Origin of the sequence: Micromonospora avicenniae (assembly GCF_900156065.1) — a bacterium.
GTDB lineage: Bacteria > Actinomycetota > Actinomycetes > Mycobacteriales > Micromonosporaceae > Micromonospora > Micromonospora avicenniae.
The window spans coordinates 380,775-402,398 of record NZ_FTNF01000003.1; the positions used below are offsets into that span (position 1 = coordinate 380,775).

17 protein-coding genes are annotated in these 21,624 nt (G+C 71.9%); 12 read left to right on the top strand and 5 right to left on the bottom strand.

Annotation, left to right across the window (positions count from 1 at the left end; translation table 11 throughout):
• Nucleotides 1-7: 7 nt before the first annotated feature.
• From BXA10_RS07485 to BXA10_RS07510, 6 genes are all read left to right on the top strand, one after another.
• On the top strand, nt 8-580 hold the full coding sequence (locus BXA10_RS07485; RefSeq protein WP_076468982.1) for a TIGR03086 family metal-binding protein: 573 nt from the start codon (nt 8-10) through the stop codon (nt 578-580).
• Between the two features lie 118 nt (nt 581-698).
• A complete protein-coding gene (locus BXA10_RS07490) occupies nt 699-1,253 on the top strand; it encodes a PadR family transcriptional regulator (RefSeq protein WP_076468984.1) in 555 nt (184 codons plus the stop codon).
• Nucleotides 1,231-1,932 carry an ABC transporter ATP-binding protein gene (locus BXA10_RS07495; protein ID WP_076468986.1) on the top strand — a complete coding sequence of 234 codons (702 nt, stop codon included), beginning with the start codon at nt 1,231-1,233 and terminating at the stop codon, nt 1,930-1,932. Before BXA10_RS07490 ends, BXA10_RS07495 begins: the two co-directional genes overlap by 23 nt.
• The gene (locus tag BXA10_RS07500; RefSeq protein WP_076468988.1) at nt 1,929-3,458 is read left to right on the top strand and encodes an FtsX-like permease family protein; all 1,530 of its coding nucleotides are present in this window, start codon (nt 1,929-1,931) and stop codon (nt 3,456-3,458) included. The genes BXA10_RS07495 and BXA10_RS07500 overlap by 4 nt, the downstream gene beginning before the upstream one ends.
• A 112-nt stretch (nt 3,459-3,570) precedes the next feature.
• Nucleotides 3,571-3,993 (top strand): hypothetical protein, encoded by a 423-nt coding sequence (locus tag BXA10_RS07505; RefSeq protein WP_076468990.1) that lies wholly within the window; start codon nt 3,571-3,573, stop codon nt 3,991-3,993.
• A gap of 17 nt (nt 3,994-4,010) precedes the next feature.
• Entirely contained in the window at nt 4,011-6,128 is a 2,118-nt protein-coding gene (locus BXA10_RS07510; protein ID WP_245828156.1) for a bifunctional polysaccharide deacetylase/glycosyltransferase family 2 protein, read from the top strand.
• Between the two features lie 43 nt (nt 6,129-6,171).
• Here BXA10_RS07510 and BXA10_RS07515 read toward each other — a convergent pair whose 3' ends face one another.
• Nucleotides 6,172-6,357, bottom strand: a complete 186-nt coding sequence (locus BXA10_RS07515) for a hypothetical protein (RefSeq protein WP_076468992.1) — start codon at nt 6,355-6,357, stop codon at nt 6,172-6,174.
• Between the two features lie 159 nt (nt 6,358-6,516).
• Between BXA10_RS07515 and BXA10_RS07520 the strand changes: the two genes are divergently transcribed.
• Nucleotides 6,517-7,470: a threonine ammonia-lyase gene (locus BXA10_RS07520; protein ID WP_076468994.1), complete on the top strand. Its 954-nt coding sequence runs from the start codon at nt 6,517-6,519 to the stop codon at nt 7,468-7,470.
• 78 nt (nt 7,471-7,548) lie between these two features.
• On the opposite strand, the gene BXA10_RS07525 is transcribed toward BXA10_RS07520, so the two are convergent.
• Nucleotides 7,549-9,645, bottom strand: a complete 2,097-nt coding sequence (locus BXA10_RS07525; RefSeq protein WP_076468996.1) for a S9 family peptidase — start codon at nt 9,643-9,645, stop codon at nt 7,549-7,551.
• A gap of 89 nt (nt 9,646-9,734) precedes the next feature.
• Here BXA10_RS07525 and BXA10_RS07530 point away from each other — a divergent pair, with 89 nt between their 5' ends.
• Nucleotides 9,735-11,087 (top strand): FAD-binding oxidoreductase, encoded by a 1,353-nt coding sequence (locus BXA10_RS07530; protein WP_076469295.1) that lies wholly within the window; start codon nt 9,735-9,737, stop codon nt 11,085-11,087.
• Between the two features lie 124 nt (nt 11,088-11,211).
• Here BXA10_RS07530 and BXA10_RS07535 read toward each other — a convergent pair whose 3' ends face one another.
• The gene (locus BXA10_RS07535) at nt 11,212-11,643 is read right to left on the bottom strand and encodes a hypothetical protein (protein ID WP_139337907.1); all 432 of its coding nucleotides are present in this window, start codon (nt 11,641-11,643) and stop codon (nt 11,212-11,214) included.
• A 200-nt stretch (nt 11,644-11,843) separates the two neighbouring features.
• The gene (locus BXA10_RS07540; RefSeq protein ID WP_076469000.1) at nt 11,844-13,928 is read right to left on the bottom strand and encodes a SpoIIE family protein phosphatase; all 2,085 of its coding nucleotides are present in this window, start codon (nt 13,926-13,928) and stop codon (nt 11,844-11,846) included.
• A 181-nt stretch (nt 13,929-14,109) separates the two neighbouring features.
• Between BXA10_RS07540 and BXA10_RS07545 the strand changes: the two genes are divergently transcribed.
• On the top strand, nt 14,110-18,474 hold the full coding sequence (locus BXA10_RS07545; RefSeq protein ID WP_076469003.1) for a HAMP domain-containing protein: 4,365 nt from the start codon (nt 14,110-14,112) through the stop codon (nt 18,472-18,474).
• Nucleotides 18,471-19,025 carry a response regulator gene (locus BXA10_RS07550; RefSeq protein WP_076469006.1) on the top strand — a complete coding sequence of 185 codons (555 nt, stop codon included), beginning with the start codon at nt 18,471-18,473 and terminating at the stop codon, nt 19,023-19,025. The genes BXA10_RS07545 and BXA10_RS07550 overlap by 4 nt, the downstream gene beginning before the upstream one ends.
• A 130-nt stretch (nt 19,026-19,155) precedes the next feature.
• Here the strand turns inward: BXA10_RS07550 and BXA10_RS07555 are convergent, their stop codons facing one another.
• Nucleotides 19,156-19,491, bottom strand: a complete 336-nt coding sequence (locus BXA10_RS07555) for an STAS domain-containing protein (RefSeq protein ID WP_076469009.1) — start codon at nt 19,489-19,491, stop codon at nt 19,156-19,158.
• 140 nt (nt 19,492-19,631) lie between these two features.
• Between BXA10_RS07555 and hemL the strand changes: the two genes are divergently transcribed.
• Together hemL and BXA10_RS07565 are read left to right on the top strand one after the other, a co-directional pair.
• Nucleotides 19,632-20,969, top strand: coding sequence for a glutamate-1-semialdehyde 2,1-aminomutase (hemL, locus tag BXA10_RS07560; protein ID WP_076469011.1), 1,338 nt, complete (start codon nt 19,632-19,634; stop codon nt 20,967-20,969).
• A gap of 5 nt (nt 20,970-20,974) precedes the next feature.
• A complete protein-coding gene (locus tag BXA10_RS07565; RefSeq protein ID WP_076469014.1) occupies nt 20,975-21,622 on the top strand; it encodes a histidine phosphatase family protein in 648 nt (215 codons plus the stop codon).
• Nucleotides 21,623-21,624 lie beyond the last annotated feature (2 nt).

The window sequence follows — 21,624 nt, forward strand, 5'->3', positions numbered from 1 at the left end:
TGGGCCTATGGCCACAGAGACTAGCGATCTGCTGACGGCTGCGGCGCCGCCGACGGTCGCGGTGGTGCGGGGCATCGCCGACGACCAGCTCCACTTGTCGACGCCGTGCCGCGACTACTCCGTACGCGACCTGCTCAACCATCTCTTCCAGGTCGTGGTCAACTTCCAGGACCTGGCTGTGAAGCGCGCCGTGACGTGGGCGGAGAAGCCGGACCACCTCACCGACGACTGGCGGAGCCGGTTCGAGGTGGAGGTCGACAGGTTGATCGTCGCCTGGACCGACCCGGCGAGTTCGGAGGGCGTGTCGCCCGGGATGGGCATGCCACAGACCACTGTGGGCGGGATGGTCCTGCTCGACCTGACCGTGCACGGCTGGGACCTGGCCGTCGCGACCGGTCAACCGTATGCCCCGGCTCCCAACGCCACCGCCGCGCTGCAGCAGCTGACCGAACAGCTCGCCCCGACGGCCCGGCAGATGGGTGCCTTCGCCGATCCGGTGCCGACCGACCCGACCGTGCCCGAGCTGGACCGGCTGCTCGGCCTGACCGGCCGCGATCCCCGCTGGAGCGCCGTCGACTGACCGGCACACTCCACCCGCCCGTCGATCGCCCTCCGTGCGGTACCCGTGTCACAAACGGAGGGCGGTCGGCGGGCTCAGTTCATTGACTCTCACTATTCACTGAGTGAATAGTGGACGCATGTCCATGCCGCACGTCCTGCTCGGGCTGCTCGCGACCGGCGACAAGCACGGTTACGAGCTCAAGCGCGCCCACGACGAGCGGCTGCCGCAGGCCCGGCCACTGGCCTTCGGTCAGGTCTATGCCACGCTCAACCGGTTGCAGCGGGACGGGCTGGTGGTGCCCACCGGACAGGAGCGCGACGGCGGGCCCGAGCGCACCACCTATGCGCTGACCGACGACGGGCGGGTCGCGCTGGACCGCTGGCTGACCGAGGTGGAGCCGCCGTTCCCGTACGTGGCCAGCACGCTCCTCGCCAAGGTGGCGGTGGCGCTGCTGGTCGCCGATGTGGACCGGGCCCGTGCCTGCCTGGCCGCCCAGCGTCAGGCGCACACCGCGCGACTGCGCGAGCTGACCGCGCTGAAACACGCCCCGTCCGCCACCCTCGACGACATCGTGGCGGTCGATTTCGCCATTGCTCACCTCGACGCCGACCTGCGATGGCTGCAAACCACGCTGAGCCGCGTCGCCGACTGGCACCGGGAGGTATGGCATGAGCCAGCTACGGGCTCTTGACCTGGTCAGGTCCTACGGGCGGACGCCTGCCTTGCGCGGCGTGACGCTCGACGTCGACGAGGGGGAGATCCTCGCGGTGACCGGGCCGAGTGGGTGCGGCAAGTCCACCCTCCTGCACTGTCTCGCCGGGATCCTGCGGCCCGACGCCGGTCAGGTGCTCTGGCGTGGTGAACGGCTCGACACCTGGTCCGAGGCCGCCCGATCGAAGCTGCGGCGCACCGAGTTCGGGGTGCTGTTCCAGTTCGGCCAGCTCGTGGCCGAACTGACCGCGGCGGAGAACGTCGCACTCCCGTTGCTTCTCGCCGGCACGGGGCGGCGAGAAGCGCGGGAGACGGCGGTGACCTGGCTGCACCGGTTCGGGGTGGCGGAGCTGGCCGACGTCCGGCCGGGCGAGATGTCCGGCGGGCAGCAGCAGCGGTGCGCCACCGCCCGGGCGCTGGTCACCAGCCCACGGGTGCTCTTCGCCGACGAGCCGACCGGTGCGTTGGACTCGCTCACCGGCGAAGAGGTGCTCACCACGCTGGTCCGGGTCGCCCGGGAGCAGCGCACCTCGATCGTGCTCGTGACCCATGAACCGCGCATCGCCGCGTACGCCGACCGGGAGGTGACCCTCCGCGACGGAACGGTCGACCACACCGGCCTCGGCCTGGACGCACCGTTGATCGGCGGCGACCGATGAAGCCACCGGCGTTGCTCCGGCTCGCGCTGGCCGGGACCCGCACCGACACCGCACGTGTGCTGCTCACCGCGTTCAGCGCCGCGCTGGCCGCGCTGGCCGCGTTCGCGGCGCTCAACGTGCTGGCCATCCCCACCCCGGCAGCCACGGACGAAAACGCGGGCCGTTGGTCCGAGCAGTACTCGCACGCACTCCTGCGGGAGCCGGGGCTGCGTGGCGGCACCGCGTTCGCCCTCGTGCTGCTCACGATTCCGGTGCTGGCGCTGGCCGGGCAGTGTGCGCGGCTCGGCGCCCCGGCCCGGGACCGCCGGCTCGCCGCGTTCCGGCTCGCCGGTGCCACCCCGGGGCAGGTCACCCGGCTCGCGATGGTGGAGACCGGGGTCGCCAGTCTCCTCGGCACCCTCACCGGTCTGGCCCTCTACCTGGTCGGTCGCGAGCTGCTCGACCGGCCGGACGAGCGCGGACAGCTGGCCCTCCCCACCGACGTGCTGCCGCACGGCGGGGCGTTCGCCGCTGTGGTGGTCGGCCTACCGCTGGTCGCCGGGCTGTCCAGCGCGCTGATGCTGCGCCCAGTCATCACCACGCCGCTGGGCGTGACCCGGCGGGCGGCCCGGGAGCGCGGCCCCGGCCCCTGGGCGGGAATGCTGATCGTCGCCGGTGTGGCCGGATTCATCGTCGGCTGGCCGGTCATGCTGGGACGGACCGTGGACGGACCGTACGTCGGACTCGCGCTGGTGCTGCTCATCGGAGGCGGGCTCGCCGCCATGTTCGGCATCGTGACGGGCACCGGCTGGATCTCGTACACCACGGGCAGGCTGCTGCGCAGATACGCCCGGCACCCCGCCGCCCTGCTCGCCGCCGGCCGGCTGATGAGCGATCCGTGGGCCGGCAGCCGTGCCTTCGCCGCCCTGCTGGCGGCGGTGACCTTCGGCGCCGGAGCGGCCGCGCTGCGCTCCTACTTCGTCACTCAGGACCGGCTCATGCGGGAGGAGAGCCGAGTCGCCGGCGGCGAGGTGGGTGACAACCCGTTCTACCTCAGCACGATCAGCCTGGTGGACCTCGCAGTGGCGGTGGCGCTGGTGATCGCCGCCACCGGTCTGCTCGTCGCCGTCGTCGAGGGCATCGTCGCGCGGCGCCGCTCGTACACGGCACTGGTGGCGGCCGGTGTGCCGCGAGGCACACTCGGCTGGTCGATCGCCTGGCAGGCGGTGCTCCCCGCCGTTCCGGCGGTCCTGCTGGCGTTGACCGTCGGCACGGTCCTGGGCCGGGCGTTCTTCGGCGATGTCGTCCGGGGTTCCTCGACCTACGCGGTGTGCGAAGCGAGCGAGGCGCTCTGCGCGGACCCGGCGACCCGGGAGCAGTACACCCGGATCACGGAGAGCGCGGCGCTGCGCGCGGTGCCCGACGTACCGCTGGAACAACTGGCGCTGCTCGGCGCCGGCGCCTTGGCCGGCGTGCTCGCCACGGTCGGGATCGGCCTGCTCTTCCTCCGGTCGAGCACCGCGACCGAGGAACTCAGGACGACCTGACGGTGTAACGCCCCGAGCCCGCGGAGCGCTTTGAGTCTCGGGGCCCGGCATGCCGGGCCCCTCTCCGAGGCTCGGACGAGCCTCGGCGGAGTCAGCCGTGGGAGTCCACCAGATGCAGAACCAACCGGGCACCGCGTCGCCGGTGTTCGTCGACCGGACCGGTCGCCGCCGCCGCCTGACGGTGATCGCCGGGACAGCCATGGGCCTGGGCCTGCTTGCCAGCATCGTGCTGATCCTCGCCGGCCTCTTCTTCGATGCCCCCGTGCCGATGCCCGGCTGGCCGGACTCCCGGCCGGCGCAACCCATCGAGGCGGGGCTGGACGGCCGCGCCGACCTCGGGCCCTCTCCCTCCGCGAGCCCCTCTCCGGTCACCCACTCGACCGGATCCGCTCCGACGCCCGCCCAGTCGGTGGCTCCGGACGCCACCGGTCCGGCCTCGCGTACCGCCCAGCCCGCTCGAACCGACCATCCCGGTCAGGGCGACGAGCACCGCAGCACGGCGAAGCCGAACAGGTCTCCGGGCAAGCCGCAGTGACCCCGCCGCCCCGACACGTGGCTCGGCGGGACCCCCGGGCGCACTGGTTCCTCCTCCTGCTCGGCGTGGTGCTGCTGCTCGCCACGCTCACGGTGCACGGTCTGGTGACCGGGCTGGGCGGCGGCTCCGGCCCGGCCGGCCAGGCCGGCACCACCGATGGGACGGCCCCGCCGAAGAGCGTCACGGAAGCCGGACCGGTGCTCCGGTTGGATCGGCCCGAGCCGGTCAGCCGGGCGATGCCGGACCGGACCATCGCGCTGACATTCGACGACGGGCCGGACCCACGCTGGACGCCACAGGTGCTGGACGTGCTGCGGCGGCATCACGCCCACGCCACGTTCTTCGTCGTCGGTGCCCGGGTCAACGAGCACCCCGAGTTGGTGCGGCGGATTCTCGCCGAGGGACACGAGATCGGCTCGCACACCTTCACGCACGCGGATCTCTCCGCCGCGCCCGCTTGGCGCAGAGAGCTGGAACTCTCCCTGACCCGCAAGGCGATCGCCAGCGCCACCGGGCGGGAGGTCACCCTGCTGCGGCCCCCCTACTCCTCGCTTCCGTCCGCGCTGACCGGGGCGGACTACCACGCGCTGCGTACCGCCGCCGGCAGCGGTCATGTCGCCGTGCTCGCCGACCTGGACACCCGTGACTGGCAGCGCCCCGGTGCTGCGCAGATCGTCAAGGCGGCCACCCCGGCCGACGGCCGTGGTGCAGTGGTGCTCATGCACGACGGGGGAGGCGACCGCGACCAGACGGTGGCCGCGCTGGACCGGCTGCTGCCGGAGCTCACCCGGCAGGGCTACCGGTTCACCACTGTCTCGGCGGGAATCGACGCGCCCGAGTCGGCCGTTGCGGCCGGCACCGGCACTCGGATCAGCGGCACACTGGTGCGCTGGACCCAGGCCGCGGCCGGCCGGGTGGCCACCGGGATGAACCTGCTGCTCGGCATCGCGCTGGTGCTCGGCGTGGCCCGGCTCGCCGTACAGGTGTTCTGCGCCCAGCGGCACGTCCGCCGGGTGCGGCGGCGTACCGGTCACCGGCCCGAGGTCCGTGCGCCGGTCTCGGTGATCGTGCCGGCGTACAACGAGGCTGCGAACATCGCCGCGACCGTCCGGTCACTGGTGGCGAGCGACTATCCGGCGCTGGAGGTGATCGTGGTGGACGACGGCTCCACCGACGGTACCGCCGACATCGTGGAGCGGATGCGGCTGCGCGGCGTACGGGTCGTCCGGCAGGCGAACGCCGGCAAGCCCGCGGCTCTGAACACCGGGATCCGGGTCGCGCGGGCCGGGCTGCTGGTGCTGGTCGACGGAGACACCGTGTTCCAGGCGGACACCGTGCGCCGGCTGGTGCAGGGCTTCGCCGACCCGACGGTGGGTGCCATCTCGGGCAACACGAAGGTGGCCAACCGCCGGCGGCTGCTCGGCCGCTGGCAGCACCTGGAGTACGTGATCGGCTTCAACCTCGACCGCCGGATGTACGACGTGCTGGAGTGCATGCCGACGATTCCGGGCGCGATCGGCGCGTTCCGCCGTGAGGTGCTGCTCTCCGTGGGCGGGGTGCCGGGCGACACCCTGGCGGAGGACACGGATCTCACCATGAAGGTGCTGCGGGCGGGCTGGCGGGTGGTCTACGAGGAGGCCGCGATCGCCTGGACCGAGGCGCCGTCCACGCTGCGGCAACTGTGGCGGCAGCGGTACCGCTGGTGTTACGGCACGATGCAGGCGATGTGGAAGCATCGCCACGCGCTGCGCGAGCCGGGGGCGGGCGGCAAGCTGGGCCGGCGGGGCCTGCCGTACCTCACGGTCTTCCAGGTCCTACTGCCGTTGACCGCACCGGCGGTCGACGTCTTCGCCCTCTACGGTCTGCTGTTCCTGCCCTGGTCGACGCTGGCGCTGTCCTGGTTCGGGCTGCTGCTGCTCCAGGCGTTGACCGCCGGCTACGCGCTGCGACTGGACCGCGAACGCCTCGGCCCGCTGTGGGCGCTGCCGTTGCAGCAGATCGTCTACCGCCAGGTGATGTACCTCGTCGTGGTGCAGTCCGTGGTCACTGCGGTGATCGGCAACCGGCTGCGCTGGCAACGCATGGCGCGTACCGGTGAGGCGGCGGCCCTGCTCACCACCGGCCGCTCGGGCTGACCGAACCCGACGGACGGGCTGTCCGGTCGTCGACCCCGGCGCGTCAGGCAGCCGGGTGGAACAGTCCCGCCGACCAGGAGATGAGCAGACCGACCAGTGCCGAGCAGCAGCAGACGAAGATCGCGGCCACGACGACCGCGAGGATGACCAACGCCGGGCGTCGGCCGGCGGGTGCCGTCCCTTCCGGGGGTACGTCGGCCCCGTCCGGCTGCTCGTCGGCCTCGCTCACCGAGGCAGTCTAGGTGGCGCACGACTGCGGCGCGCCGAGGTCGGATGACCGCGCCCGGGTGGTGGATCTGGTAGGCGCTGGGCTGGTCGCGGGCTTTCTCCCGGCCGACCGCGTTCGCGGCGGGCAGCGGACGACCGGCGGTACGGGCAGCATGGTGCGATGGAGCTGATCTCGATCGATGATGTGCGGGCCGCCGCGACGGACATCGCCGGCACCGTGACCCGTACTCCGCTGCTGCCGACACCGTGGGACGCGCAGACGTGGCTCAAGCCGGAGAGCTTGCAACCGGTCGGGTCGTTCAAGCTGCGCGGCGCGACCCACGCGGTCGCCCGGCTCGACCCGGCGGTCCGCGCTCGCGGTGTGGTCACCCACTCGTCCGGGAACCACGGGCAGGCGCTGGCGTACGCGGCCCGGTCCGCGGGCGTGCCCTGCACGGTGGTGGTGCCGGAGGGCGCGCCTGCCGTGAAGGTCGACCGGATCCGAGCCCGCGGCGCCGAGGTGGTGCTCGTCCCGCCGGCGCGGCGGCTGGTCGAGGCGGAGCGGATCGCCACGGAGACCGGCGGCGCGCTGGTGCCGCCCTTCGACGATCCGCACGTCATCGCCGGCCAGGGCACCGTCGGGCTGGAGATCGTCGAGGACCTCCCCGACGTGGACGTGGTGCTGGTGCCGGTGGGCGGCGGTGGTCTCTCGTCGGGCGTGGCCACGGCGGTGAAGGCGCTGCGCCCGTCAGCCGCGGTGATCGGCGTCGAACCACTGCTCGCCGCCGACGCCCGGGAATCGCTCGCCGCGGGTGCGGTGGTGGTCTGGGACGTCGAACGTACCCAGCGGACGAGCGCCGACGGGCTGCGTACGAACCTGTCCGAGCTGACCTTCGCCCACCTGCGGGAACGCCTCGACGGCATCGTGACCGTGACCGAGGAGGAGATCACCGCCGCGATGGGTCGCCTGGTGCGCGACGCCCGGCTCGTGGTGGAGCCGAGCGGCGCGGTAGCCCTTGCCGCCCGGCTGTTCCACAGCCACGAGCTTCCCGAGGGTCGGACGGTCGTCGTGGTCACCGGCGGCAACGCCGACCCGGACGTACTGGCCGGTGTCCTGACCGCCGGGCCGGCCTGACGGGTCTGTGCTCCGCACCGGGAGGGGCCCCGTCGGACCCCTCCCGGCTTGGCAGGCGCGTCTGCGCTTCCCGGCTCGTCAGGCGCGGCCGAGGCGGTCGAGGATCCAGGCGTTGATGAATGCCTCCTCACGCCAGGAGTCGTACCGGCCGCTGGGGCCGCCGTGACCCGCGCCCATCTCGGTCTTCAACAGGTAGTCGCCCTGCGGCGCGGTCGCGCGCAGGCGGGCGATCCACTTCGCCGGCTCGTGGTAGAGCACCCGGGTGTCGTTCAGGCTGGTCACCGCGAGGATCGCCGGGTAGTCGAGGGCCGCCACGTTCTCGTACGGCGTGTACGACTTCATGTACGCGTACACCTCGGGATCGTCGAGCGGGTTGCCCCACTCCTCCCACTCGGTGACGGTCAGCGGCAGCGACGGGTCGAGGATCGAGGTGAGCGCGTCCACGAAGGGCACCTGCGCCACGATCCCGCTGAACGCGTCCGGGGCGATGTTGGCGACCGCACCCATCAGCAGCCCGCCGGCCGACGCGCCCCGGGCCACCAGCCGGTCGTTCGCCGTCCAGCCCGCCTTGACCAGGTGCCGGGCGCAGGCCACGAAGTCGGTGAAGGTGTTCTTCTTGGCCAGCAGCTTGCCCTGCTCGTACCAGCGCCGGCCCAACTCGCCACCGCCCCGGATGTGCGCCACCGCGAAGATCACGCCCCGGTCCAGCAGGGAGAGCCGGGCCACCGTGAACCACGGGTCCATGCTGGCCTCGTACGAGCCGTAGCCGTAGAGCTCGCAGGGCGCGGATCCGTCGCGGGGCGTGCCCTTGCGGAAGACCAGCGAGATCGGTACGCGGGTGCCGTCGTCGGCGAGCGCCCAGTCCCGGTGCTGCTCGTACTCCGCCGGGTCGTACGGCCGCCCGTCGGGGCCGGGCAGCACCGGCTTCTGCTTGCGCAGCACCATCTGCCGGGTCACCAGGTCGTAGTCGTAGACCGAGTCCGGGGTGATCAGTGAGGAGTAGCGCAGCCGGATCTGCCCGGTCCGGTACTCGGGGTTCGCGTCCAGGCCGACGCTGTAGATCGGCTCGGGGAAGTCGATGTCGTACGCGTCGCCGCCACCGATGGGGAGTACCCGCAGCCCGGTCAGCCCGTTGGTGCGAAGCGAGACCACCAGGTGGTTCTCGAACGCGTCCACCGCCTCCAGCCGGGTGCCCGGAGAGTGTTCGATGAGCGGCACCCAGTCGCCCGGCGTGTCCGCCGAGGTGTACGCCAGCGCGAAGTCCTCCGCGCCGTCGTTGTGCAGGATCAGGAAGCGGTGGCCGTGGTGCTCCACCGTGTACTCGACGCCCTGCCGGCGGGGCGCGACGACCGCCGGAAGCCCGGTCGGGTTGCCGGCCGGGATCACCAGCACCTCACTGGTGATCTTGCTGTGGATGTCGATGACGATGAACTTCTCGGAGCGGGTCAGCTCGACGCCGACCCAGAACCGCTCGTCGTCCTCCTGGTGCACCACCGCGTCCTCGGCGGACGACGTCCCGATGGTGTGCCGCCAGACCCGGTGCGGCCGCCAGGCGTCGTCGACGGTGACGTAGAAGAGCACCGACGCGTCGATGGACCAGGCCGTGCCGTAGAAGGTGTCCGGCACCTCGTCCGGGAGCAGCTCGCCGGTGGTCAGGTCCTTCACCCGCAGGGTGAACCGCTCGTCGCCGGAGAAGTCCGTCGAGTACGCGAGCCAGCGTCCGTCCGGGCTCACGTCGAACGCGCCGAGCGCGAAGAAGTCGTGCCCCTCGGCCAGTTGGTTCCCGTCGAGCAGCACCTCCTCGCCGTCGAGCGGGGCTCCGTCGGCGCTCATCGGCGGCTCGGTCTCGCCCTCGCGGACGGCACGCCGGCACTGCACGCCGTACTGCTGTCCCTCGACGGTCCGGGTGTAGTACCAGTAGCCGTCCTTGCGGGTCGGCACCGACAGGTCCGTCTCCTGGGTGCGCCGCCGGGTCTCCTCGAACAGCTGCTCGCGCAGCCCGGCCAGGTGAGCCGTACGCGCCTCGGTGTAGTCGTTCTCGGCCGTCAGGTAGGCGATCGTCTCGGGGTCGTCCTTGGTGGCCAGCCAGGCGTACTCGTCGATGACGGGGTCGCCGTGGTGGTTGCGCTCGGCGGGCAACCGCTTGGCCACGGGCGGGGAAGTCTCGGTGGTCACGGCGCCACGTTACCGGCGGCCACCGCTCGTCGCGGGGTACGCGCGCCGAATCCCCGCCACGTTCTTCGAACACATGTACGATGACCGGCATGGCGGCTGCAGCGAGTTCCATCGACCGGTCCGGAGCCCTCGAGATCACCCAACGGCTCACGGAGATCTGTGGGGCGCCCTTCGCCCGGTTCGCGGGCCCGGCCGATGAGGTGGCCGGGCGCGCTGCCCGGTGGGTCGCCGTGCCGGGTGGCCCGCAGGCGGCGGCCAAGGTGCTCCGGCTGGCGGCCCGGCACGACCTTACGGTGGTTCCACGCGGTGCCGGCACCAAGATCGACTGGGGTGCCGCGCCCGAGCAGGTCGACATCATGCTCGACACCGGCCGGCTCGCCGGGATCGGCCACGAGCCGGTCGGCGCGCCGGTGACCGAGGTGGGCGCCGGCACGCCGCTGCGCGCGGTCCAGGCGACACTCGACCGCACCGGTCAACGGCTCGCCGTCGACGCACCCTCACCCGGGGCGACCCTGGGCGGCGTACTCGCCGCCGGCGAGGCCGGTCCGCTGCGGCACCGGCACGGCACCCCCTGCGACCAGTTGGTCGGGCTGCGCTACCTGACCGCCGACGGAGAGTTGGTCAGCGCCGGTGGCGGAGCGCCCGGGCTGGATCTGGCGCGCCTGCTCTGCGGGTCGCAGGGCGCGCTCGGGGTGCTGGTCTCGGCCACCCTGCGGGTGCAGGCCGTGCCGGCCACCCGTCTCTGGGTCTCCCGTCCGGTCTGGACGCCGCTCGAAGTGCACGACCTGGTGCGCACGGTCCTCGCCGCACGCCTCGACCCGGCCGCGATCGAGTTGGACCTTCCCGCCCTGCCCCGGCCCCGCCGCCCGATCGACCCGGCCGACCCGACAGCCGCGGCCCGCGCGCGGCATCCGTCGATGGCCGGGCGGGCGGACGCCCCGTCGCGGGCCGGCAGCGTCGTGGTGCTGCTCGAAGGCGGCCCGGCGGACGCCGTCGAACGGGCCGAACACCTGGTGTCCCTGATCGACGGTGCTCTGGTCACGCACTCGGCCCCGCCGTGGTGGCGGCGCTACCCGTTCGGGCCGGGCGACACCGCGTTGCGCATCGAGGTGCCGATCACCGACCTGCACGCGGCCGTCTACGCGCTACGCGACGCGGCCGGCGCCCCGGTGCCAGTACGCGGCTCCGCCGGCCTGGGCGTGGTGCACGCGGCACTGCCAGGGTCGCTCCCCGCCGACCGGGTCGCGTCGATCCTGGCCGCCGTCCGTGGGGTGCTGCTGGCCCGCGAGGGCCGGTGTGTGGTCCTGTCGGCACCGGCGCCGGTGCGCCGCGAGGTCGACCTCTGGGGTGAGCTGACCGGCCTGCCCCGGCTGCGCGCCGCCAAGGCGCACCTCGACCCGCACCACCGGCTCGCCCCCGGCCGCCTCCCCGGCGGCGACTGACGCCGTCCTGCCGGGCGGTGGCCGAAGGCACCGAGCGGTGTAGACCAAGGCCCGGGAACTTTCTCGTTCGCGGGCGGGCTCCGGTGGTGGACGGGCGGGCTCCGGTCGTGGATCGGCCCGACGGTCAGTCGAGCCACCAGCTGTGCATGTCGGCGACGGCCGGGGTGAACCGGGCCAGCAGGAGAAATGTCGTGGTGCCCGCGCCGACCAGCAGGAGTGTCCGGATGCGCCGGGAGAGGCGGTCGGTGTCCCGGGCCGCCACCGCCACGGCGTAGACCGCCATCGGCACGGTGAACGCGGTGCCCATCAGGTAGACGACCGAGATGACGGCGTACAGCCAGAAGAACGGGTTCGCGGCGTGCAGGCCGAACGGAACGAGGTCCTTCGGGTCGTACGCCCCGGTCAGCATCTCGGCCGGGCCCACGCCGGCGGTCACCATCCGTCCGACGTAGAGCGCCGCCACCACGACGAACGCGGCGGCCACCGCCAGCTGGGTGACCAGGACGGTACGGACGAGCCGCGGCAGGTCGGCGACGGCATCCACGGCAGTCGACATGAAGGTCAACCTACGGTCTGCTGCCCGCCGGCCGGATCCGCCGTTCAGGCCGGGATGCTGGTCGGCAGGCCGGAGCGAGCCGGGGCGGAAGATCGCTTAGATCACGAGGTCATTGAAGTCGGGGTGTCCGCGGCAGGCGGATGCCGCGACTTCAATGAAGCGAGTCGATCAAGCGATGGCTGGCGGCAGGGTCGGTCCGGTCAGGCCGCTTCGTTGCGTAGGACCAGGATCGCGATGTCGTCGCGGGGGGCCTCGACCGAGAAGCCTAGTGCGGTGGCCCGCAGCCGGGCGGCGACCACGTCGGCCGAGTAGCCGGCCAACGGCATGGCGGCCTCGCGGAGCCGTTCGGTGCCGAAGAGTTCCCGCCCGCGCCGCCGTTCGGTGACCCCGTCGGTGTAGAAGACCAGCGCGTCGCCCGGTGCCAGCGGCACCTCGGCGGTGGGCGTGCTGATCCGGTCGAGCAGGCCGAGTGCCGTGCCGCCAGCACCGACGAAGGCGCCTCCGCCCCCGCCGCGCAGCAGCACCGGCCGGTCGTGGCCCGCCAGGTGCAGGGAGACGTCCAGCCGGTCGCCGTCGACCGGGCCGACCGCCGCCAGCGCCAGCGTGCAGTACCGGCCGCCGCCCCGCTCGACCAGCGTCTCGTTGAGACGGGTGAGCACCTCGGGCAGTGGCTTGCCGTCGCCGACCAGCACCCGGATGACGTCGCGGACCAGCCCGGTGACCGCCGCGGCCTGCACGCCCTTGCCGGAGACGTCCCCGATCACCACCAGCCACCGCCCGTCGGGCAGCGGCACCACGTCGTAGAAGTCGCCGCCGACGTCGGCGTCGCCCCCGGTCGGGACGTACTCGGCGGCGAACCCGATCCCCTCGACCACCGGCAGCACGGGTGGCAGCAGCGACTGCTGCAGTGTCTGCGCGATACGCCGACGTTCGGCGTGAATCCGGGCGTTCTCGATCGCCAACGCGGCCCGGCGGGCGACGTCCTCGAGCACTGCGACCTCGTCCGGGTCGTGCCGGTGCCGCTGGTGCCGGCCGACGGCCAACGTCCCGAGCCGCTGGCCACGGGCGATCAGCGGTACGGCGAAGCCTTCCATCGGCCCGCCGAGTGGCACCTGTGCGGCGCTGCGGGACGCCTCACGCAGTCGGGCCTGGACCGAGTCCGGACCGGTCTCGGCGAGCACCTTGTGCAGTTGTGGCAGGACCGACTCGTCGGCGTGGGTGGCCGCTGCGAGCCGCAACCGCCCCCACTCGTCGGTGGTGTGCACCGCACACCACTGGCCGAGCCGGGGCACCACCAGTTGCGGAATGAGCGCCATGGTCAACTCGACGTCGAGCGACTGGGCGAGCAGTTCGCTCGCCTCGGCGAGGAACGTCAGCCAGGCCTGCCGCCGCACGTCGGCCCGGCGCAGCCGGTCGTTCTCCAGGTGCAGCGCGAGCCGCTCGGCCGCGAGTACGGCCAGCGGTTCGGCGTACGCCGACGGTGCGGCGTCCAGTTCAAGCTCACCGGCGTACGGGCGGTGCACGGTCAGCGGCACGTGGAGCAGCTCGTTGCCGGCCCGGGGCTGCCGGCCGTAGCGGGCCAGCACCTGGGGGCCCGTCCCGTCGCCGCGGTCCAACCGGATCAACCCGCCGGCCGCGCCGACCATCTCGGCGACCCGGGCCAGCAGGCTGGTGGCGAAGTCCGGCAGCGGGTCGTCCGCGTACGTGTCGGGGCTGATCTTCATCAGCTCGCTCACCGCGGCGGCGCTCGGGGCGGAGTTGGCTGTCGGCGTGGCGTCGCCGCTCCGAGCGTTGCCGGGCGGGCCGGAGGCGGCGGCCGTGGCGTCCGGCCGGGCGTCGGCGCTGCCCGACCGGTCGAGCCGGAACCAGACGCCCTTGCCGGTGGGCAGGTAGGTGGTGCCCCACCGGCTGGAGAAGTGATCGACGAGCAGCAGTCCGCGGCCCCGCTCGGCCACCTCGGTGATCTCGTTGGCCTCGTTGCGCACGCCGACGATGAGTTCCTCGACCGGGCCGGACGCGAAATCCGAGACGGTCACGGTCAGCCCGACGTCGTCGGCGTTGACCTCGATGTCCAGGTCCGTGCCGGCATGTTCCACCGCGTTCGTCGTGAGCTCGGTGGTGAGCAGCAGGGCCTCGTTGAGCAGTTCGTCCAGGTGTGCCTCGGCCAGCACGGAGCGGACGAGGGCACGGGCGGCCGCGGGCGTACGCCGGTCGGCGGGCAGGCGGACGCGCCGGAGGTGCCCGTCCGGGCCCCCGGCCGTCGCGGGCCTCGTCTCCGCCGACACTCTCGTATCCTCCACCGCCACCCCGGCGACTGCCAACCCGCTCCCGGATCGGGCGCGCCCGACCCGGTGCCGGGGCGTGGCGAGCGTTCACGCGCCCTGGCAACGGCGCGTCCGCGGGCACAATATGGGATGGCCGGCATCTCGGCACGAGCCGGTGGCCCCCGAGCTGAGACGAGGAAGAATGACCACGGTGAAGCAGTCGGTGGCGGACTCCTCCGCGCCCGACCACGAGGCGCTCCTCGATGAACTGACCGAGGCGCTGCGGCGGGTTCGCCGCGGTGATCTGAAGGTGCGGTTGCCCCGACGCGCCGGGCAGGCCGGGGAGGTCGCGGACGCCTTCAACGAGGTGGTCTCGCTCCAGGAACGGCAGTGTCTCGACCTGCGGCGGATCAGCCGGGTCGTCGGCCGGGACGGCCGGCTCACCGAGCGCCTGGACGAGGAGGGGCTGGACGGTTCCTGGGCCGAGGGCAACCGGGCGGTCAACTCCCTCATCGACGACCTCGGCCGGCCGGCCACCGAGATCGCCCGGGTTATCGTCGCCGTCGCCGACGGCGACCTGTCCCAGCACATGGCCTTGGAGATCGACGGGCGGCCACTGCGCGGTGAGTACCTGCGCATCGGGCGAACGGTGAACACGATGGTCGACCAGCTGTCGTCGTTCGCGGACGAGGTGACCCGGGTGGCCCGTGAGGTGGGCACCGAGGGCAAGCTGGGTGGCCAGGCCGACGTTCGGGGCGTCGCGGGCACCTGGAAGGACCTCACCGACTCGGTGAACACGATGGCGTCGAACCTGACCGGTCAGGTCCGGTCGATCTCCCAGGTGGCGCGGGCGGTGGCGAAGGGCGACCTGTCGCAGAAGATCACGGTCGGGGCGCGTGGCGAGGTCGCCGAGCTGGCCGACACGATGAACTCGCTCACGGACACGCTGCGGCTCTTCGCCGAGCAGGTGACCCGGGTGGCCCGCGAGGTGGGCACCGAGGGCAAGCTCGGCGGCCAGGCGGAGGTGCCGAACGTCGCCGGCACCTGGAAGGACCTGACCGACAGCGTCAACTCGATGGCGTCGAACCTGACGGCGCAGGTGCGCAACATCGCCCAGGTCTCGACGGCGGTGGCGAAGGGCGACCTGTCGCAGAAGATCACGGTCGCGGCGCAGGGCGAGATCCTGGAGCTGAAGAACACCGTGAACACGATGGTGGATCAGCTGTCGTCGTTCGCGGACGAGGTGACCCGGGTGGCCCGTGAGGTGGGCATCGAGGGCAAGCTCGGTGGCCAGGCCCAGGTACGTGGCGTCTCCGGCACCTGGCGGGACCTCACCGAGAACGTGAACCAGCTCGCCGGCAACCTGACGGCGCAGGTGCGGAACATCTCGCAGGTCTCGACGGCGGTGGCGAAGGGTGACCTGTCGCAGAAGATCACGGTCGACGCCCGGGGCGAGATCCTGGAGCTGAAGAACACCGTGAACACGATGGTGGATCAGCTGTCGTCGTTCGCGGACGAGGTGACCCGGGTGGCCCGTGAGGTGGGTACCGAGGGCAAGCTCGGTGGTCAGGCGCAGGTGAAGGGTGTGTCGGGTACCTGGCGGGACCTGACGGACAACGTGAACTCGATGGCGTCGAACCTGACCAGTCAGGTGCGGAACATCGCCTCGGTCACCACCGCCGTGGCGAAGGGTGACCTGTCGCAGAAGATCACCGTGGATGCCCGGGGCGAGATCCTGGAGCTGAAGTCGACGGTGAACACGATGGTGGATCAGCTGTCGTCGTTCGCGGACGAGGTGACCCGGGTCGCGCGTGAGGTGGGTACCGAGGGCAAGCTCGGTGGCCAGGCCCAGGTACGCGGGGTGGCGGGCACCTGGCGCGACCTCACCGACAACGTGAACTCGATGGCGTCGAACCTGACGGCGCAGGTGCGGAACATCGCCCAGGTCTCGACGGCGGTGGCGAAGGGTGACCTGTCGCAGAAGATCACGGTGGACGCGCAGGGTGAGATCCTGGAGCTGAAGTCGACGGTGAACACGATGGTGGATCAGCTGTCGTCGTTCGCGGACGAGGTGACCCGGGTCGCGCGTGAGGTGGGTACCGAGGGCAAGCTCGGTGGTCAGGCGCAGGTGAAGGGTGTGTCGGGTACCTGGCGCGACCTCACCGGCAACGTGAACTCGATGGCGTCGAACCTGACCAGTCAGGTGCGGAACATCGCCTCGGTCACCACCGCGGTCGCCACCGGTGACCTCCGCCAGAAGATCACGGTGGACGCGCAGGGCGAGATCCTGGAGCTGAAAAACACGATCAACACGATGGTGGATCAGCTGTCGTCGTTCGCCGACGAGTTGACCCGGGTCGGCCGTGAGGTGGGCATCGAGGGCAAGCTCGGTGGTCAGGCGCAGGTGAAGGGCGTCTCCGGCACCTGGCGGGACCTCACCGAGAACGTCAACCAGCTCGCCTCCACGCTGACCACCCAGCTGCGGGCGATCGCCGAGGTCTCCACCTCCGTCACCCGGGGTGACCTGACCCAGCGGATCAACGTCCAGGCGCAGGGCGAGGTCGCCGAGCTCAAGGACAACATCAACCAGATGATCGTCACCCTTCGGGAGACGACGAAGAAGAACGCCGAGCAGGGCTGGCTGGACTCCAACCTCGCCCGGATCAGCGGCCTGCTCCAGGGGCAGCGCGACCTCGGCGAGGTCTGCCGCATGATCATGATGGAGGTGACCCCGCTGGTGGACGCGCAACTCGGCGCCTTCTTCCTGGCGGACAACTCCGACGGCAGCATGCGGCTGCGGCTCACCGCTTCCTACGGGTACGTGGCCCGCGGGCACGATGTGACGTTCGGGCCGGGTGAGGGGCTGGTCGGCCAGGCGGCGCTCAGCCGCCGGACCATCCGGGTCAGCGCCGCCCCGGAAGGCGCGCTGACGCTCCGCTCCGGGCTGGCCAGCACGCCGCCGGCGGACCTGGTGGTGCTCCCCGTGCTGTTCGAGGGCGAGCTGCTCGGCGTGATCGAGTTCGCCAGCGTGGTTCCCTTCTCCGAGCTGCACCTGTCGTTCCTCGAGCGGCTGGTGCTCACCATCGGCATCGCGGTCAACACCATCCAGGCCAACCGCCGTACGGAGGAACTGCTGGCCCAGTCGCAACGGCTCGCGCACGAACTCCAGGAGCAGTCGGCCGAGCTCCAGCGGACCAACGCGGAGCTGGAGGAGAAGGCCACGCTGCTCTCCGAGCAGAAGGGCAACATCGAGGTCAAGAACCGGGAGATCGAGCTTGCCCGGTTGGGCCTGGAGGAGAAGGCCCAGCAGCTCACCCGCGCCTCGGCGTACAAGTCGGAGTTCCTGGCGAACATGAGCCACGAGCTGCGTACGCCGTTGAACTCGCTGCTGCTGCTGGCCCGGCTGCTGGCGGAGAACTCGGAGCAGAACCTGACCCCGAAGCAGATCGAGTTCGCCAAGACCATCCACGGCGCGGGCTCCGACCTGCTCTCGCTGATCGACGACATCCTGGACCTGTCCAAGATCGAGGCGGGCCGGATGGACGTGGAGCCGACCGAGGTGCGGTTCGCCGACATCAGGGGCTACGTCGAGCAGGCGTTCGCCCCGCAGGCGGAGGACAAGGGCCTGGACTTCCAGGTACGCATCAGCAAGGACCTGCCGGGGTCGGTCGTCACCGACGCGCAGCGGTTGCAGCAGATCCTCCGCAACCTGCTCTCGAACGCGGTGAAGTTCACCGACAACGGCGCGGTGACCCTGCGGATCGCACCGGCGGCCGAGAGCGCGGTCTTCGACGTACCGACGTTGACCAACGCGCGGCAGGTGATCGCGTTCACCGTGATCGACACCGGCATCGGCATCTCCGACGACAAGCTGTCGATCATTTTCGAGGCGTTCCAGCAGGCGGACGGCACGACCAGCCGCCGGTACGGCGGTACGGGACTGGGCCTGTCGATCAGCCGTGACCTGGCCCGCCTGCTCGGCGGCACGATCACTGTCGCGTCGGCGCCGGGACAGGGCTCGACCTTCACGCTCTTCGTCCCGGACGTGCTGGCGCCGGACGCCGTGGTGGCTCCGCTGCCGCCGTCGCCGACCCGGGCCGGACTGCCGTCGTCGCTGCTCATGCCGCCGCTGGAGGTGCCCGAGCCGGCGGCCGTCCCGACCAGCCGGCAGCTCGACGGGGCGACCGTGTTGATCATCGACGACGACGTCCGGAACGTCTTCGCCCTGACCAGCGCATTGGAACTGCACGGTATGACCGTGTTGTACTCGGACAACGGGGCGGACGGCGTCCGCCTGCTCGCCGAGCACCCGGAGGTGGACATCGTGCTGATGGACGCCATGATGCCCGACCAGGACGGCTACGAGACGACCCGCCAGATCCGCCGTAACCACCGGTTCGCGGACCTGCCGATCGTCTTCCTGACCGCGAAGGCGATGCCGGGCGACCGGGAATCCGCCCTGGCCGCCGGGGGCAGCGACTACATCACCAAGCCGGTCGACCTGGACGAGCTGATCGAGCTCATGTCGTCCTGGATCAGCGGCAGCCAGACGGAGGAGAGCTCGTGACCCAGATGGCCAAGGCGCTGCTCGTGGACGACCGCCGGGAGAACCTGATGGCCCTGGAGGCGATCCTCCAGGGCCTGCCGGTCCAGGCGGTGGCCGTGGAGAGCGGTGAGGCGGCGCTCAAGCAGTTGCTGGTGGACGACTTCGCCGTGATCCTGCTGGACGCCCAGATGCCGGACATGGACGGCTTCGAGACGGCCGGCCACATCAAGCGGCGCGAGCGGACCCGGCACGTACCGATCATCTTCCTCACCGCCGCCGACCGGGACGCCCAGTTGGCGCTGCGTGGCTACCAGGTCGGCGCGGTCGACTACCTGACCAAGCCGTTCGACCCCTGGGTGCTGCGGGCCAAGGTCTCGGTCTTCGTGGAGCTGTGGGTCAAGACCCGCCAGCTCGCCGCGCAGTCCGATCTGGTGCGGGAGCGGGACGCGCAGTGGCGGGTGCTGACCGACGCGGTCGACGAGGCGACCGCCCTGCTCCGCGACGACGACCCGGCCGCCCGTGACCGCGCCATGGAACTGCTCGAACAGGCTCGCTGGGGAACCCCCACCTGACCCACCCCCCACCCCACCCTCGCCCCGGCAGCGTCGGTGATCAAGAGGTTTGCGGGGACAACCCGGACACCGGGTCCCGCAAACCTCTTGATCACCGGGGCGGAACCCCTGGGAGGGCGGTGGGTTGGGGTTAGCTGGCGGGTTGGTCGTTGCGGATCATCAGGGCCGAGCGGAGGCCGGTGATGTCCAGGACGCGGAGCAGGAAATCGCCCACGTGGGTGAGGACCAGGAGGCTCTGGGCGTGACTCGCCTTGCGGCTGAGCACGACCAGTGTGCCCAGGCCCTGCGAGTCGCAGAAGGTCACCCCGGCGAGGTCGAGCACGATGCGAGCCGGCGGATCGGTGAGCACCTCGTTCACGACGGTCGAGAGCTGGGCGGCCGTGAGCATGTCGATCTCTCCGGCGAGACGCAGCACAGCCTCGTCACCCGTCCGGTGTAGCGTGATGGACAGTTCGGCACGATCCACCGGGCCAGCCTAACCCGATCTGATCGACCCGGCCCGCCGAGGAGCCGCCACCCCCCGATCCTTCGCCAGGGGTGAGCCCGGTAACCCCAGGCCGGGGTGCCTGCCAGTTCTCCTGCCGGCGCTGACACAATGGCGGCATCGTGACCGATACCCTGTCCGCCGGATCCGGCCGCTACCCGGCCGACGCGCCGGCCTCCGAGGCCCTCTTCGACCGCGCCCGCGCCATCGTGCCGGGCGGGGTGAACTCCCCCGTACGCGCCTTCCGCGCGGTCGGTGGCACCCCACGCTTCATGGTCCGAGGGGAGGGCCCGTGGCTCTACGACGCCGACGACCGGCGCTACGTCGACCTGGTCTGCTCCTGGGGCCCGCTGATCCTCGGTCATGCCCACCCGGAGGTGGTCGCCGCCGTGCAGGCAGCCGCCGCCCGGGGCACCAGCTTCGGCACTCCCACACCGGCTGAGGTCGAACTGGCCGCCGAGATCGTCGACCGGACACCGGTCGAGCAGGTCCGGCTGGTCAACTCCGGCACCGAGGCCACCATGTCGGCGATCCGGCTGGCCCGAGGATTCACCGGCCGTTCCAAGATCGTGAAGTTCGCCGGCTGCTACCACGGTCACGTGGACGCGCTGCTCGCCGCCGCCGGCTCGGGCGTGGCCACCCTCGGCCTGCCCGACTCGCCCGGCGTCACCGGCGCCGCGGCGAGCGAGACAGTCGTGCTGCCGTACAACGACCTGCGGGCGGTGGAGGAGGCGTTCGCCGCCGAGGGCCAGCACATCGCGGCGATCATCACCGAGGCCGCCGCCGGCAACATGGGCGTGGTCGCCCCGCGCGACGGCTTCAACCAGGAGCTGGCCCGCATCGCACACGCGCACGGCGCGCTGCTCATCGTCGACGAGGTGATGACCGGGTTCCGGGTCTCCCGCGCCGGATGGCACGGCCTCGACCCCACCGACGCGGACCTCTGGACGTACGGCAAGGTCATGGGCGGCGGCCTGCCCGCCGCGGCGTTCGGCGGCCGGGCGGAGATCATGGCCCGGCTCGCCCCGGCCGGCCCGGTCTACCAGGCCGGCACGCTCTCCGGTAACCCGCTGGCCTGCGCCGCCGGCCTGGCCACCCTGCGACTGGCCGACGACGCGCTCTACCGCAAGCTGGACGACACGGCCGCCTTCGTGGGCAAGCTGGCGTCCGACGCCCTGGCCGCCGCGGGTGTCCCGCACCGGCTGTCGTACGCGGGCAGCATGTTCTCGATCTTCTTCACCGACGCCGACGTGGTCGACTACGACAGCGCGCGGACCCAGCAGGTGCCGGCGTTCAAGGCGTTCTTCCACTCCATGCTCGCTGCGGGCGTGTACCTGCCGCCCAGCGCGTTCGAGTCCTGGTTCGTCTCGGCGGCGCTGGATGACGCCGCCCTGGAACAGATCGCGGCGGCGTTGCCGGCGGCGGCGGGGGCAGCGGCAGCGGCGGGTCACGGGGGGTAGGCGCGGTGAGCAGTACGGTCGTTCACGTGCTCCGGCACGGCGAGGTGCACAATCCCGGCAAGATCCTCTACGGGCGGCTGCCCGGTTTCCGCCTGTCCGAGCTCGGTGTGCAGATGGCCAAGGCCGCCGCGCAGGGGCTCGCCGACCGCAACGTGGTGCACGTGGTCGCCAGCCCGCTGGAACGCGCGCAGCAGACCGCCGAGCCGATCGCCGCGCAGTTCGGGCTGCCGATCGGGGTGGACGAGCGGCTGATCGAGAGCGCCAACTGGTTCGAGGGCAAGCGGGTCTCCCCGGGCGACGGATCGTTCCGCGACCCCCGCAACTGGTGGGTGCTGCGCGACCCGATCACCCCGTCGTGGGGTGAGGCGTACCAGGCGATCGCGGAGCGCATGTTCGCGGCGCTGCACGCCGCCCGGATCGCTGCCGAGGGGCGGGAGGCCGTGCTGGTCTCGCACCAGCTGCCGATCTGGACGCTGCGGCGGTACGTCGAACGCAAGCGGCTCTGGCACGACCCGCGCCGGCGGCAGTGCTCCCTGGCCAGCCTGACCTCGTTCCATTTCGACGGGGCGAAGGTGGCCGGTATCGGCTACACCGAGCCCGCCGCGCACCTGGTCGCCATGTCGCCGACCGCCCGGACGGCCAAGGGGGCCTGATG